Origin of the sequence: Microbacterium pullorum (assembly GCF_014836535.1) — a bacterium.
Taxonomy (GTDB): domain Bacteria; phylum Actinomycetota; class Actinomycetes; order Actinomycetales; family Microbacteriaceae; genus Microbacterium; species Microbacterium pullorum.
In genome coordinates this window covers 101,533-115,673 of the sequence record NZ_JACSQP010000004.1, presented here as the reverse complement: position 1 = coordinate 115,673, position 14,141 = coordinate 101,533, and the positions used below count along the sequence as shown (strand labels likewise).

The following is a 14,141-nucleotide window of genomic DNA, read 5'->3' as shown; positions in this document are numbered from 1 at the left end:
ACGAAAAGGAAAACACACCCACCCAGCGATGTCAAACAACTTGATACGAGTCATATCAAGTTTGCAGGCTCGGGCGCCTGCCTGACCACCCCTGGGGTACACGCAGTCGCGATAAGGTGCGCACGTGAACACGACGCCGGGCGCGACGCCCGACCTCCCCGCCATGGCCGACAGCGGCGCGATCCCCGTCATGGGACTGCAGCTGCGAGAGGGCCGACCGGCCTCCCCGCGCACGGTGTTCTCGTGGGCCCTGTGGGACTGGGCGGCGCAGCCGTTCAACACCGTGATCCTCACCTTCATCTTCACGGCGCTGTACCTCACCACCGACGCATTCCTGCCGGCCGACATCGCCGCCCTCAGCGACGGGGACCCGATCAAGATGCAGGCCGAGGCGGGGCTCGCCGCCGGGCTCGGCTGGGGCACGACCATCGCGGGCCTGCTGATCCTGGCGCTCGCTCCGGTGCTGGGGCAGCAGGCGGATGCCGCCGGGCGCCAGAAGCTGTGGCTCGGGATCGGCACCGGCGGGCTCGTCATGAGCATGGCCCTGCTGTGGTTCGTCGAGCCCGCGCCTGCCCTGTTCTGGCTGGGCGTGGCCCTCATCTCGGCGGGCACCGTGTTCAGCGAGATCGCCGGGGTCAATTACAACGCCATGCTCATCGGCATCGCGACACCCCGCAACATCGGGCGCGTCTCAGGTCTCGGCTGGGGCTTCGGCTATCTCGGCGGCATCGTCGCCCTCATCCTCGTCGTCGTCTTCTACACGCAGGAGTGGTTCGGCCTGAGCGCCGAGGGGGGCCTGCCCTTCCGCATCATCGCGGTCGGCTGTGCGCTGTGGGCCGTGCTCTTCGCCCTCCCGATCTTCCTCTGGGTGCCTGAGCCGTCGACCGGGCGGCCCGAGCGCCGCGTGGGACTGCTGCGCGGATACCGACTGCTGGTGGCGGATGTCATGGCGCTGTACCGTTCGGCCGACTCGCGGCCGACCTTCTGGTTCCTGCTGTCCAGCGCCGTCTTCCGAGACGGCCTCGGCGGCGTCTTCACGTTCGGCGCCATCATCGCCGGCCAGGTGTACGGCTTCGAGTTCATCGAACTGGTGATCTTCGGCATCGCGGCGAACCTCGTCGCCGGGGTGTCGACGCTCCTCGCCGGACGGTGGGATGACCGCCTCGGACCGAAGACGATCATCCTGTTCTCGCTCGGCGCCATGATCGTCGCGGGATTCGCGGTGTTCGTGCTGGTGGATGCCGGTGCCGTGGTGTTCTGGATCGGCGGCCTGCTGCTGTGCGCGTTCGTCGGTCCCGCGCAGTCGGCGTCACGGTCGTTCCTCGCCCGCCTCACCCCCGCGGGGCGCGAGGGCGAGATCTTCGGGCTCTACGCCACGACGGGGCGTGCCGCGAGCTGGATGACCTCGCTGCTGTGGGCGCTGCTGATCACCATCGGCGGCGCGACGTCGTTCGGGATCCTCGGGATCGTGCTGGTGCTGCTGGCCGGATTCCTCCTGCTGCTACCGGTGAAGGCTCCCGCCCTCGCACGATGAGCACCGCGGGGTGACCCGCCTCAGCTGTCGTCGTCGCGGCGACGGGTCAACCGGCGCGTCCACTTCGGCGCCGCCACCCCCTCCTCGTTGGGCAACTCGACCTCGAGGCCGTAATGCTCACCGATGCGCTCGACGAACTGCTCGCGCGCCGCGCGCTCGTACGCGGTGCGCTCGCGGCGGAACGCCACCACCAGTGCCCAGCAGATGAGCAGCATGACCACGCTGAACGGCAAAGCGATGATGACCGCCGCCGTCTGCAGCGCCACGAGACCTCCCGCGATGAGCAGAGCCACCGCAAGCACCGAGGTGATGAGCGTGAACAGCACGCGCACCGATTTGCTGGGCTCGGGGTTGCCGCCCGTGGCCAGCATCCCCATCACGAGCGCGCCGGAGTCGGCGGACGTGACGAAGAAGATCCCGATGAGGATGAGGGCGCCGATCGTGAGCACGAGTGTGCCCGGCAGGTACTCGAACATCTGGAACAGCGCGCCTTCGATGTTCACCGTGCCATCGGCGGTGGTCATCGCGCCCGGGTTCTGGGCCTCGATCTTGAGGGCGGAGCCGCCGAGGACGGCGTACCAGAGGATGCCGAGCATGGTGGGAACGAGGAGCACGCCCATGACGAACTCGCGTACCGTGCGGCCTTTGCTCACGCGGGCGATGAAGACGCCGACGAACGGCGCCCACGAGATCCACCAGCCCCAGTAGAACGCGGTCCACGAGGCCTGCCACTCCTGGCCCGCCGCGCCTTGGAAGGCGCTGACGCTGAAGCTCAGTCCGATGTAGTTCTGCAGGTAGGCACCGATGGACTGCACCCATTCGCGCAGCAGGTACAGGGTGTCGCCGGCGAACAGCACGAACAGCAGCAGGGCGGCCGCCAGGACCAGGTTCGTCGTCGAGAGCCACTTCATGCCGCGACTCACACCCGAGAGCACCGAGAACAGCACGGCGGCGGTGATCACGGTGATGATGATGATCTGGTCGACGATGCCGGTTTTTTCGATGAGGCCGGCGGCCGACAGCCCTGAGCTGATCTGCAGCACGCCGAGCCCCAGACTGGTTGCGACACCGAACAGGGTGCCGACGAGGGCGATGGAGTCGATGGCGTTGCCCCAGCCGCCACGCACCCGGCGGCCCATGACCGGTTCGAGAGCCCAACGGATCGTCAACGGGCGGCGGCGGCGGTGCACGGCGTAGGCCAGGGCGAGGCCCACGACGACGTAGATCGCCCACGCCTGCACGCCCCAGTGCAGGTAAGTCTGGGTCAGGGCGGACTGCGCGAGCTGCGCGGGCGTGCCCTCGACGCCGGGCTTGGGAGTCACGAAGTGGCTGAGCGGCTCGCTCACACCGTAGAAGACGAGGCCGATGCCCATGCCGGCGGCGAACAGCAGCGAGAACCAGGCGCCGGCGGAGAACTCGGGCCGGTCGTCGTCACGGCCGAGGCGGATGTCGCCGAACCGGCTGAAGCCGAGAAAGAGGCAGAACGCGACGAAGAAGGCGGTGATCGCGACGTAGTACCAGCTGAAGCCGTTGACGATGGCGCCTTGGATCGTGCCGAAGAACGTCTCCGCCTGCGTGGGGAAGATGATCGCGAAGGCGCTGAACACCAGCGTCACGACCGCTGCGGGCACGATGACCCAAGGGCTGGGGCGGAAGCGACGGGCGTCGCCCGTGGTTCGCGCTCTCGGCGGGGAGGCAGGCTCGCCCGGCAGGTTCGAGTTGCTCACGCACCCACGTTAACCCCGCAGGCGCGGGCGCGCGCTCGGTTGCGCGCGGCATCCTGGTGTGCTGGCGCAGGACCCTGGCCGGGGCCGAAGCTCAGGCGCCGCGCGAACCCAGGTCGCTCGTGCCGACGTCGGTGCGGTGGAAGTTGTGCGACGAACGGGATGCCGTCGGGCCCCGCTGACCCTGGTACCGGTTGCCGTACGGGCCGGACCCGTACGGGTTCTCGGCGGCCGACGAGAGCCGGAAGAAGCAGAGCTGGCCGATCTTCATCCCCGGCCACAGCTTGATCGGCAGTGTCGCGACGTTGGAGAGCTCGAGGGTGACGTGGCCGGTGAACCCGGGGTCGATGAAGCCGGCCGTCGAGTGGGTGAGCAGACCGAGGCGGCCGAGCGACGACTTGCCCTCCAGACGCGCAGCGACGTCGTCGGGCAGCGTCACCTGCTCGAATGTCGCGCCGAGGGCGAACTCCCCCGGATGCAGGATGAACGGCTCGTCGGGGTCGACTTCGATGAGGCGCGTCAGATCCGGCTGATCCACGGCCGGATCGATGAAGGGGTACTTGTGGTTGTCGAACAGCCGGAAGTAGCGGTCGAGGCGCACATCGACGCTCGACGGCTGCACCATCTCGGGCTGCCACGGGTCGAGGCCGATGCGGCCGCCGTCGATTTCGAGTCGGATATCACGGTCGCTGAGCAGCACGACGTCAGCCTAGCGGCGCGCGGCCGCGACGGCCTTTGCTAAGCTGGGGCCCGCGTCGCCTCGGTGACGCACGGGGCTGTAGTTCAATGGCAGAACTTCTGCTTCCCAAGCAGATAGCGCGGGTTCGATTCCCGTCAGCCCCTCCACTTGTCACTTCCAGAGCTATCTCGGATATTCCAGAGGTAGTCCGGACCGGAGATTCCTCCACTATCGACCGCGTCGCGGTTCATCCAGTTCCGAATGCATGACTCACTGATCCCAGGATCACGGGCGCTCTGGCCGACCCGGTTTCCCCGGGCGACGAGATCCGGGGCTCGGCGCCGGAACTCCGGCGGGTGGGAAGCAGGCATCTCACGGACTCCTCTCTGAGACGATCGTCGCCTCAACTCGGGTGGTCATGACCAGGGTGTCCGGGAAAGCGGGTCACGCTCCAGTCACGACACTCAGTAGTGGGCTCACAAGCACACTGTCTCATCGACTACGTCGAGCGTTCGTCGTCAGGGTGCCGGGGTAGCCTGCGAGGGTGAGAACGACTGACTTGACGAAGGTGCGCGCTACCCTCTGGACGGCGGCCGACGAACTGCGCGCGAACTCGAAGCTGACACCAGGGCAGTACCGCGACCCCGTGCTGGGGCTAGTGTTCCTCGCCTATGCGGAGAACCGCTTCGAAGAGGTGCGCGGCGAGGTGGAAGCGAACCGCAGCACACGGAACCCCGCCCAGCCCGCCGATTACAAGGCGAAGTCCGTTCTCTACGTCCCCGAAGAGTCGCGGCTCACCCGCATCGTGGAACTGCCCGAGGGTGAGGACATCGGGAAGGCAGTCGATGAAGCGATCAAGGCGATCGAGGCGGCGAACCCCGAGCTAAAGGACATCCTGCCTCGCGGCTACCAAAAACTGGAGCGCACGACTCTCATCGAATTGCTGCGGCTATTCGCCCCGCTGCCTACCCAGCTATCGGGTGACGCATTCGGGTTCATCTACGAGGACTTCCTCTCTAACTTCGCAGCCCAGGAAGGCAAGGGCGGAGGGGAGTACTTCACCCCGTACTCGATCGTCCGCCTCATCGTCGAGATCCTCGAACCGTTCCACGGCCGCGTGCTCGACCCCGCATGCGGGTCAGGCGGCATGTTCGTTCAGTGCGCGAAGTTCATCGAGCGCCACCACGCGTCCGCTAGCCGCAAGCTGTCGATCTATGGCGCGGAGAAGACGGATGACACCGTGCCTCTGGCAAAGATGAACCTCGCCATGCACGGGCTTTCCGGTGAGATTCGTCAGGCCAACAGCTATTACGAAGATCCGCACAGTGCGGTCGGTGCCTTCGACTTTGTGATGGCGAATCCGCCCTTCAACGTCGACAAGATCAAGAAGGACCAACTGGCGGGCGACAAGCGGTTCCCGTTCGGCCTGCCAAAGGCCGACAACGGCAACTACCTGTGGATCCAACAGTTCTACGCAGCGCTCGCCCCGAAGGGTCGCGCCGGCTTCGTCATGGCCAACTCCGCTGGAGACGCGGGCCACTCCGAGAGAGAGATCCGCAAGCAGCTGATCGAGTCCGGCACAGTCGACGTGATGGTCGCGATCAGCTCGAATTTCTTCTACACCGTCACCCTGCCGGTGACGCTGTGGTTCCTCGACAAGGCCAAGGTCGGTACGCCGCGGGAGGACACCGTCCTGTTCCTCGACGCTCGCCACATCTTCCGTCAGATCGACCGTGCCCACCGCGACTTCACGGCCGACCAGATCGAGTTCCTGGCCAACATCGTGCGGCTTTACCGCGGCGAGGACATCGAGACGACCGATGGCAGCGAAGTCTTGCTGAAGGAGAGCTTCCCCGACGGTAAATACGTCGACGTCGGCGGCCTCTGCAAGGTCGCGACACGTGCAGAGATCGAGGCGCAGGGCTGGAGCCTCAACCCCGGCCGCTACACCGGCACGGCAACGGTCGATGAGAGCGACGTCGACTTCATGGGTGACCTCGAAAAGCTCTACGAGGAGTTCACGATGCTGAGCGACCAAGCCGAGGCGCTACGTGCCAAGGTCGATACTGCCGTTCGAGGGGTTCTCGACGCATGACGGAATGGCGCGACGTCACTCTAGGGGAGGTGTGTGAGCTCAAGCGTGGATACGACCTTCCGCGCGGCTCGCGAGCAGTCGGCTCAGTTCCGGTTATCTCTTCGTCAGGGCCAACCGGCTGGCATGACGAGGCAAAGGTAAAGGCTCCAGGCGTCGTCACTGGCCGATACGGTACGCTCGGCCAAGTTTTCTATGTGACTGAAGACTTCTGGCCACTGAATACCTCGCTCTACGTGCGCGATTTCAAGGGGAACGACCCTCGCTTCGTGGCAGTCTTGCTTCGGTCCATGGACTTGGCGAAGTACGACGGAGCAGCTGCCGTACCGGGTCTCAACCGGAATCATCTGCACACCCTTTCGGTCCGGGTGCCGGAGCTTTCGGTCCAAGCATCCATCGCGCAGGTGGCTCAGGCTCTCGATGACTTGATCGAGAACAACCGCCGGCGGCTCGAGCTGCTCGAGAAGATGGCACGGTCCATCTACCGCGAGTGGTTCGTGAAGTTCCGCTACCCCGGCCACGGCGACGTGCCCCTGGTCGACTCCGCTCTCGGCCCGATCCCTCAAGGCTGGCGGGCGGGCACGATCGGTGAAGTGCTCGAACTCAAGTACGGCAAGGCACTGAAAGCATCCGCCCGGCGGGGCGGGGCCGTTGCTGTTGTCAGCTCCGCAGGCATTGTGGGGTGGCACGATGAGTCGTTCGTCTCTGGCCCGACGATTGTTGTCGGGCGCAAGGGCAACGTCGGCAGCATCCACTGGGTCGACGGCCCATGTTGGCCGATTGACACGGCCTACTACGTTGACACGGGACTGCCCCTAAGGTTCGTCGCCGAGCAGTTGCGACGTACCAGGTTCACGAACACGCACGCCGCTGTTCCAGGACTCAGCCGCGAGGCGGCCTACGCGAGACCGTTCCTCGTCCCGCCCCTAGATGTGCTGGAGGCATTCCAAACGGCGGTTGACCCACTCGGCGCACAGGCGACAGCTCTGGGGCGGCAGACTGGCAGCCTGGCCGCGCTGCGTGATCTGCTGCTTCCAAGACTGGTGACTGGGCAGATCGACGTGTCGGCGCTCGACCTCGGGGCGCTGGTTGAGGGTGCGGTGACGTGATGGTGCCGACGGGGGCGGAGTACCTGTACGTGGAGAAACCGAGCATGGAGTTGCTGGAGCATCTCGGTTGGACGCCTGTTGACGGGTTCCACGAGGTGCTCGGGCCGGAGGGAACGCTCGGTCGTGATTCCCAGCACGACGTCGTACTCACTCATCGGCTGCGGTCCGCGATGCGCAAGCTCAACTCCGAGCACGTCCCCGACGCGGCGATCAACGAGGCCATCGAGGCACTGACGAAGGACCGCACGGTCATGGATCGGGTGCGTGCCAACCGAGAGGTGCACGAACTCCTCCGTAACGGCTATCAGGCCGAATGGACCGACGACAACGGCGAGAAGCAGATCGAGACCCTCAGGTTCCTGGACTTAGGCGCCCCCGCAAACAACGACCTGTTAGCTGTGCAGCAGATGTGGGTGAAGGGCAATCTGCACAGCCGGCGTCTCGATGTCGCGCTGTTCGTCAATGGCGTTCCGTTGGTGGTGATGGAGTTCAAGGAGCCGAATGAGTCGGTGAAGTCGGCGTACGACAACAACCTGACCGACTATCGCGACACCATTCCGCAGCTCTTCATTCCGAACTGCTTCGTTTTGCTTTCGAACGGCAGCCAGGCCAAGGTCGGGTCCACGTACTCGCCGTGGGAGTTCTTCAACGACTGGTTGGTCATCGATGCCCACGGCACCCGGGGTGCGGTCGCGCTGGAAACGGCCCTGCGCGGCACCTGCGACCCTGCCGTGCTGCTGGACCTGCTGGAGAACTTCGTCGCATACATGGAGCGCCCTGGAGGCCTCATCAAGGTACTGGCGCGGTCGCACCAGTACCTCGGCGTCAACGCAGCAATCGACAACCTGCACCGGGCACGGGGTGCCCAGAACAAGCGCCTCGGCGTCTTCTGGCACACGCAGGGCTCGGGTAAGTCGTTATCAATGCTGTGGTTCACGCAGAAAGTGTTGCGGCAGGTGCCTGGCAACTGGACCTTCGTCATGGTCACCGACCGCACCGAACTCGACACTCAGCTCCACGGGGAGTTCGCCGACGCTGGTGCGATCTCTCCCGAGGCCCGGGTGCATGCGCAGTCCGTCGCACATCTGCGCGAGCTGCTGGCCGCCGATCACCGGTACGTGTTCACCCTGATTCAGAAGTTCCAGCCCTCCAAGGCGTTGGGCGAGCGGCAGATACCGGTGCTGTCGGACCGCTCTGACATCATCGTCATCACCGATGAGGCACACCGAAGCCAGTACGACACGCTCGCGCTCAACATGCGCGCGGCCCTGCCGAACGCCTCGATGATGGGCTTCACCGGAACGCCGCTGATCGCCGGTGAGGAGCAGGCGACCCGCGAGCAGTTTGGCGACTACGTCAGCGTCTACAACTTCCGAGACGCCATAGAGGACGGGGCAACGGTCCCTCTCTACTACGAGAACCGGATCCCTGAGCTACAGCTGGTCAACGAGAACTTCTCCGACGAGCTCAACGCCCTCCTCGAGGAGGCCGAGCTCGACGAAGACGCCGAGGGCCAGCTAGCACGTGCCTTCGGCACGCAGTACACGTTGCTGAACCGTCCTGAGCGTCTGAAGGCCATCGCCAAGGACCTCGTCGCTCACTTCGTCGGCCGCGGATTCAGCGGCAAGGCGATGTACGTCGGGCTCGATAAGGCAGCAGCTGTGCGGATGTACAACCTTGTCCGGGATGCGTGGGCCGAACACTTGGCCGAGTTGAGGGCCGAGCACGATGCACTGCCGGAACTGGAGCGGCCCTGGCTGGCGTCGCGGATCGAGCTGATGGAGACCACCGACATGGCGGTGGTGGTCTCGCAGAGTCAGAACGAACTGAAGATGCTCGACGACCTCGGTCTGGACATCCGCCCGCACCGCGAGCGGATGAACCGGGAGGATCTCGCCGAGAAGTTCAAGGACCCGGACGACCCGCTGCGGTTGGTGTTCGTCTGCGCCATGTGGATGACCGGATTCGACGCCCCCAGTGTCTCGACCGTCTACCTGGACCGCCCGATGCGTAACCACACCCTGATGCAGACCATTGCCCGCGCCAACCGCGTCTTCCCGGAGAAGGAGAATGGCCTCATCGTCGACTACGTCGGTGTCTTCAGGAACTTGGAGAAGGCCCTGGCGATCTACGGGGCCGCCAACGCCGGCGAGTCGCCTATTGAGATCATCGACTCACTGGCAAGTGAACTCGACGCGGCGGTGGCCGAACTGATCACCTTTTGCACCGACATCGGCGTCGACCTCATCGGGACGCGAGACGCCACGGGCTTCGACCACATCGCCAAGCGCGACGCCGCCGTCGAGGCGCTTTTGATCGACGAAGCTACCTGGAACGACTTCCTCATGCGGGCGCGGCTTATTCGGAGACTTTTCAAGGCGCTTCTGCCCAATCCGAAGGCCACAGCCCAGCAGCGTACCGTCGCTACGATCCGGGTACTCGCAGAGCGAATCACCTCTGTCATCAAGCCGCCAGAGCCCGAAATCAGCGGCGTAGTCGACGCTGTCGAGGCTCTCTTGGACCGCTCGGTCGGGGCCGAGGAGTATGTCATCCGCGCCGTAGCCGAGGGCGTGCAGCCTGACCCTCTCCTCGACCTGTCACAGATCGACTTCGAAGGGCTTGCCCGCAAACTTGCGGGACGCAAGCGTGCCGAAACAGACCGTCTAGCGCAGCTCCTCCTCGCGCGCGCGGTCGGCGCGGCAACGCGCAACGCCACCCGGTACGAGCTAGTCGAACGGATCGAGCAACTCATCGCCGACTACAACGCAAGCAGCGTCAACACCGACGAGTACCTCAGACGCCTCGTAGAGATGTCTAAGACTCTCACCCACGAAGAAGAACGCGCCGTTCGGGAAGGCATGACCGACGAGGAACTGGCGATCTTCGACCTACTCACTCAGCCCGATCCCGTCCTCACCGACGAGGAGCGGCAGCGGGTCAAGGCCAGCGCGAAGATGCTGCTTGAGCACCTTCATGACAAACTCGTCCAGGACTGGCGCCACAAAGTTGACGTGATGAGCGATGTGAACAGCACCATCCGGTCCGTGCTCGACGCCGGACTCCCGGATACGTACACCGTCGACGTCTTCCAGACCAAGGTTCAACTCGTTTACGACCACGTACTCTCGGCCTATGGCGACAGTGGCGACAGCGCGTACACAATGCGCGTCGATGCCCACAGGCCAAACACCGTGGTCGAATACGGCAACGAGGTAGACGTTCGCCGCATCGCCGACGACGTAGTGCGACGTATCCTCGCAGATCCCGGCTTCGCCTCGCAGGTGGCCCAGCAACTGCAATCGAACGCGCATCGGGCTGGCTGACGGTGGCGTGTGGAGTCGCAGTGGCCGATTCCCGTCAGCCCCGGCAACCGTCACTTCCTGCCCGCCTCGAGAGCCAGTTCCGACAATCCCACGAGTTCGCGTTGACTCAGCCGCGGTCAACCGTGGGGCAGGTAACCGGACTGGAGATTCCGCCGCTATCGCGCCCAAGCAGGGTCAGCGACGTACCCCGGACGCCGTATACCGCCCAGTGCCCGACAGCACTGGGCAGCCCGGCTAAGCCAGCACGGGCGGCTCAGGGGGAGAGGGAGGCTCCTCCCCCAAAGCGCACAGCGCCTCCACCAGCTTGTAGACCCGTTCTGACATCTCGTCTCCGGGAAAGTAGTCGCTCAGCAGCACCTCCGCCGCCTCGACAGAGCGCGTCGCTGTGGCAGCGAGCAGGGCAGCGATGTCGGGGGCGTCCCGTTGCAGCCTGCGTTCGGCGGCTCTCAGCTTCATGGCCAGCAGCATTCGCGGGCTGCCAACCTGGACGAGCACACTGTCCTGGTCATAGATGGTTTCCCATTCGGCTCCGCGAGGGCCGAAGCCTGACGGCAGGAAGAATGCTGCTTTGCTATTCAGCCAGTCCGCCGGCCATCCCCGGGCAGAGGCAACCTTCGCGGCCACTTCTGCGAGTTCGTTCTCGGGGGTCAACGGCCCATCGACGTCGCTGGTCGCCGAACGTGTTGCGTCGATGGTAAGTGCAATGGCTGCTCCGCCGACGATCTGAATGGTCGCCGGCTTGCCAGCGGCACGGAGGTGCTCGATGACATCGCGTAGCCCGCCGATGATGTCATCCCTCGTCATCAACGCCATCAGACGCTCTCGAGCTCGCCAGCCTCAATCGCCACGCCTCGACGGCGCAGCGGCTCGGGGGCGAGGTCGACGTCCGCGTGTACGGGCAGCGGGCGACGGGAGCGCTGTGGCTCCCACGGCTTGCTGGGGTCACCGCGGTATTCGCACGCCCAATCCGGGGCCGGCAGGTTTGCTTCCTTCAACCGCAGCTCGACCAGGCCGGCCAGCGCGTCAAGCCAGCGACTGCACCCTGGTGCCGGGTCATCAGCGACGAGCTTTACACGGTCGAAAGGGCGGGAGGCGGCAAGATCGTCGGCCAGCTGGATGAACGCCCGGTAGGCCTCGTCGGGACGCCCGTCGGCCTCCGCGCGGCAAATAAAACCGGCAGTCTCCGCCGCCGTGGAACGACCTGCGGGCACAGCGACGAAGCGCACACCAAGCGCTTTGGCGAGCTTCTCCACGGTGGCGGTCGTAGGCTCCCGGCGGCCGTTCTCGATGGCAGAGAGGTTGCTGGCGCCAACACCAGCCGCCGCGGCAACTGCGCGCAGGCTCTTGCCGCGGCGCAGGCGCGTTTGTCGGATCGTTTCTGCGAACGGCACGACACACCCCTTCTGTTCTCTATTACGATAACACCAGTGGTCGCGTCCCGCACGGAGGCCAGTCAAGCCTTCACGACTGCGACACTGGGCAGCCTTGGGAAGGCGGCGTCATCTGCCCTTGATGCTGGTTCACGTATCGGACCAACCCGGCGGTCTCCACCGGTCAGCTGATCGGGTGAGTAACGGGGCTCGAACGCGTTGCCCTGGCTCAGCACACAAATCGGGCCAGAGATGCGCGGTGACCGTTCAGGAAGAACGCGACGTGTGCCCCTAGTATGTTTCCCTCCAAGGGGAGTACTCCGACACGGTCGGCTCGTCATTACGGATGCACCGCATCCCGGGCCACCGGTTCCTCATCAGAGGGATGGGGAAGACCTTGACGCTGATCTGCTCACGCCAAGACTGGACTCCCTCATGAACATCACTCCGCTCGTCTGGATCATCACGATCGCGGTCACCATCGCGTTCTTCGTCTACGAGTTCTACGCGCACGTGCGCAAGCCGCATGAGCCCAGCATCGGAGAGTCGGCGCGCTGGTCGGCGTTCTACATAGGTCTCGCGCTGCTGTTCGGCGTCGGCATCGGCATCGTGTCGGGGTGGACATACGGAGGTGAGTATTTCGCCGGCTACCTGACCGAGAAGGCGCTGTCGATCGACAACCTCTTCGTCTTCCTGATCGTGATGACGAGCTTCGCCGTGCCGAGGATCTATCAGCAGAAGGTGCTGATGATCGGGATCGTGATCGCGCTCATCATGCGCGGCATCTTCATCGCGGTCGGTGCGGCACTGATCGAGAATTTCGCGTGGGTGTTCTACGCGTTCGGCGCCCTGCTGCTCTACCTCGCCTACCGTCAGGCGTTCGCGCACGGCGACTCGAACCCCGCGGACGGCAAGTTCATGCGCTTCGTACGCCGCCACTTGCCGGTGAGCGACGAGTACAACGGGGACAAGCTCACCGTGGTGATGGACGGACGACGGTTCGTCACCCCGATGCTGCTCGTGATCGTCGCGATCGGCTTCGTCGATCTGATCTTCGCGGTCGACTCGATTCCGGCGATCTACGGCCTCACAGACGAGGCGTACATCGTCTTCACCGCCAACGCGTTCGCGCTGATGGGCCTGCGCCAGCTCTACTTCCTGATCGGCGGCCTGCTGCAACGGTTGGTCTACCTCGCGCAGGGGCTCGCCGTCATCCTCGCCTTCATCGGCGTGAAGCTGCTCATCCACGCGCTGCACAAGAACGAACTGCCGTTCATCAACGGCGGAGAGCCGTTCACCGTGATCCCCGAGATCCCGATCTGGCTGTCACTGCTCTTCATCGCCGCAACCGTCGTCGTGGCCACCGTGGCGAGCCTGCTCAAGACCCGCGGCGACCGGCTACGCCAGACCGACGCGGTCTCCGAGGAGATCACAAAGGGGCACGATCCTCGCTGATCGACGACGACCTCGTCTTCACACGGCACGCGTCAGCCCGAAAGGATGTCGTCATGGATGCCGGCTACGACCCCCTCTTCCTCGGCGCTGCGGCGCCACTGCCGGCCGGGGCCGCCGGCACGGTGCGCCTGGCCTACCCACGCTTCACCGTCGCGCTCGATCCCGACCGCCGGCTGGCCGCGGTCACCGCCGTGAACATCGACGGCGCGACGCTGCGTGATCTCCCGCGCACGGGCGACTGGGAGTTCGACGCGCGGGTACCCACCGCGCAGCAAGCCGGCCCCGAGATCTACGCCCGTAACGACCTCGACCGCGGGCACCTCGTCCGCCGCCGCGACCCCGGCTGGGGCGACCCCGTCACCGCGCGCATCGCCACCGAGGCCACGTTCCGCTACCCGAACGCCGCGCCGCAGGCATCCGGATTCAACCAATCGAAGGAGCTCTGGCTCGGCCTCGAAGACCACGTGCTGGAGTACGCAGACGCCACCGACCAGCGCCTGTCGGTGTTCACCGCACCGGTGCTGGCCGACGACGACCCGCCCTACCGCGGCATCCGCATCCCGCTGCGGTTCTGGAAGATCGCGGCGTGGCTCTCGCCCGCGGGCCTCGCCGCCGCCGGCTTCATCCTCGACCAGAGCGACCTCATCGACACCCGCACCGGCGCCGTGACGCCCCCGCCGCTCGGTGGGTTCCGCACATTCCAGGTGCCGGTCCAGCGCATCGCCGAGGTGACAGGACTCGACGTCGGAACCCTCACCGACGCGGATGTGCTCGGCTCCCAGGGAGTCACGGCTGCCCGTCCGCTCGAGGACCCGCAGGACATCGTCCTCTGACGCAGACACCGGCAACTCCCGC

10 protein-coding genes and 1 tRNA gene are annotated in these 14,141 nt (G+C 65.3%); 7 read left to right on the top strand and 4 right to left on the bottom strand.

The features are described from left to right. Positions 1 to 124: 124 nt before the first annotated feature. On the top strand, positions 125 to 1,534 hold the full coding sequence (locus tag H9651_RS07515) for an MFS transporter (protein ID WP_318244801.1): 1,410 nt from the start codon (positions 125 to 127) through the stop codon (positions 1,532 to 1,534). 20 nt (positions 1,535 to 1,554) lie between these two features. On the opposite strand, the gene H9651_RS07510 is transcribed toward H9651_RS07515, so the two are convergent. Next, entirely contained in the window at positions 1,555 to 3,261 is a 1,707-nt protein-coding gene (locus H9651_RS07510; protein WP_404803003.1) for a BCCT family transporter, read from the bottom strand. Positions 3,262 to 3,352: 91 nt separating this feature from the next. Then, positions 3,353 to 3,958, bottom strand: a complete 606-nt coding sequence (gene dcd, locus H9651_RS07505; RefSeq protein WP_191718678.1) for a dCTP deaminase — start codon at positions 3,956 to 3,958, stop codon at positions 3,353 to 3,355. A 72-nt stretch (positions 3,959 to 4,030) separates the two neighbouring features. On the opposite strand from dcd, the gene H9651_RS07500 reads away from it, so the two are divergent. The 4 genes from H9651_RS07500 to H9651_RS07485 all read left to right on the top strand — a co-directional run bounded on the left by H9651_RS07500 (position 4,031) and on the right by H9651_RS07485 (position 10,461). Continuing rightward, positions 4,031 to 4,104: transfer RNA gene (locus tag H9651_RS07500), tRNA-Gly, on the top strand. Positions 4,105 to 4,505: 401 nt separating this feature from the next. Continuing rightward, the gene (locus tag H9651_RS07495) at positions 4,506 to 6,032 is read left to right on the top strand and encodes a type I restriction-modification system subunit M (protein WP_318244825.1); all 1,527 of its coding nucleotides are present in this window, start codon (positions 4,506 to 4,508) and stop codon (positions 6,030 to 6,032) included. Further along, on the top strand, positions 6,029 to 7,138 hold the full coding sequence (locus tag H9651_RS07490) for a restriction endonuclease subunit S (RefSeq protein WP_191718676.1): 1,110 nt from the start codon (positions 6,029 to 6,031) through the stop codon (positions 7,136 to 7,138). The genes H9651_RS07495 and H9651_RS07490 overlap by 4 nt, the downstream gene beginning before the upstream one ends. Continuing rightward, complete coding sequence (locus tag H9651_RS07485; protein ID WP_191718953.1) at positions 7,138 to 10,461, top strand: type I restriction endonuclease subunit R; 3,324 nt, start codon at positions 7,138 to 7,140, stop codon at positions 10,459 to 10,461. The genes H9651_RS07490 and H9651_RS07485 overlap by 1 nt, the downstream gene beginning before the upstream one ends. A 234-nt stretch (positions 10,462 to 10,695) precedes the next feature. Here the strand turns inward: H9651_RS07485 and H9651_RS07480 are convergent, their stop codons facing one another. Further along, positions 10,696 to 11,274: a hypothetical protein gene (locus tag H9651_RS07480; protein WP_191718675.1), complete on the bottom strand. Its 579-nt coding sequence runs from the start codon at positions 11,272 to 11,274 to the stop codon at positions 10,696 to 10,698. Next, positions 11,274 to 11,852 carry a helix-turn-helix domain-containing protein gene (locus H9651_RS07475; RefSeq protein ID WP_191718674.1) on the bottom strand — a complete coding sequence of 193 codons (579 nt, stop codon included), beginning with the start codon at positions 11,850 to 11,852 and terminating at the stop codon, positions 11,274 to 11,276. The genes H9651_RS07480 and H9651_RS07475 overlap by 1 nt, the downstream gene beginning before the upstream one ends. A gap of 414 nt (positions 11,853 to 12,266) precedes the next feature. On the opposite strand from H9651_RS07475, the gene H9651_RS07470 reads away from it, so the two are divergent. Together H9651_RS07470 and H9651_RS07465 are read left to right on the top strand one after the other, a co-directional pair. Then, positions 12,267 to 13,286, top strand: coding sequence for a TerC family protein (locus H9651_RS07470; protein ID WP_191718673.1), 1,020 nt, complete (start codon positions 12,267 to 12,269; stop codon positions 13,284 to 13,286). Positions 13,287 to 13,339: 53 nt separating this feature from the next. Then, on the top strand, positions 13,340 to 14,119 hold the full coding sequence (locus H9651_RS07465) for a DNA/RNA non-specific endonuclease (RefSeq protein ID WP_191718672.1): 780 nt from the start codon (positions 13,340 to 13,342) through the stop codon (positions 14,117 to 14,119). The last annotated feature ends 22 nt before the right edge of the window (positions 14,120 to 14,141 follow it).

What these genes read in the sequence shown, in the direction of transcription:
- H9651_RS07490 (WP_191718676.1), top strand. Translation starts at nt 6,029, where the DNA reads ATGACGGAATGGCGCGACGTCACTCTAGGGGAGGTGTGTGAGCTCAAG.
- H9651_RS07485 (WP_191718953.1), top strand. Translation starts at nt 7,138, where the DNA reads ATGGTGCCGACGGGGGCGGAGTACCTGTACGTGGAGAAACCGAGCATG.
- H9651_RS07480 (WP_191718675.1), bottom strand. Translation starts at nt 11,274, where the DNA reads ATGGCGTTGATGACGAGGGATGACATCATCGGCGGGCTACGCGATGTC.
- H9651_RS07470 (WP_191718673.1), top strand. Translation starts at nt 12,267, where the DNA reads ATGAACATCACTCCGCTCGTCTGGATCATCACGATCGCGGTCACCATC.
- H9651_RS07465 (WP_191718672.1), top strand. Translation starts at nt 13,340, where the DNA reads ATGGATGCCGGCTACGACCCCCTCTTCCTCGGCGCTGCGGCGCCACTG.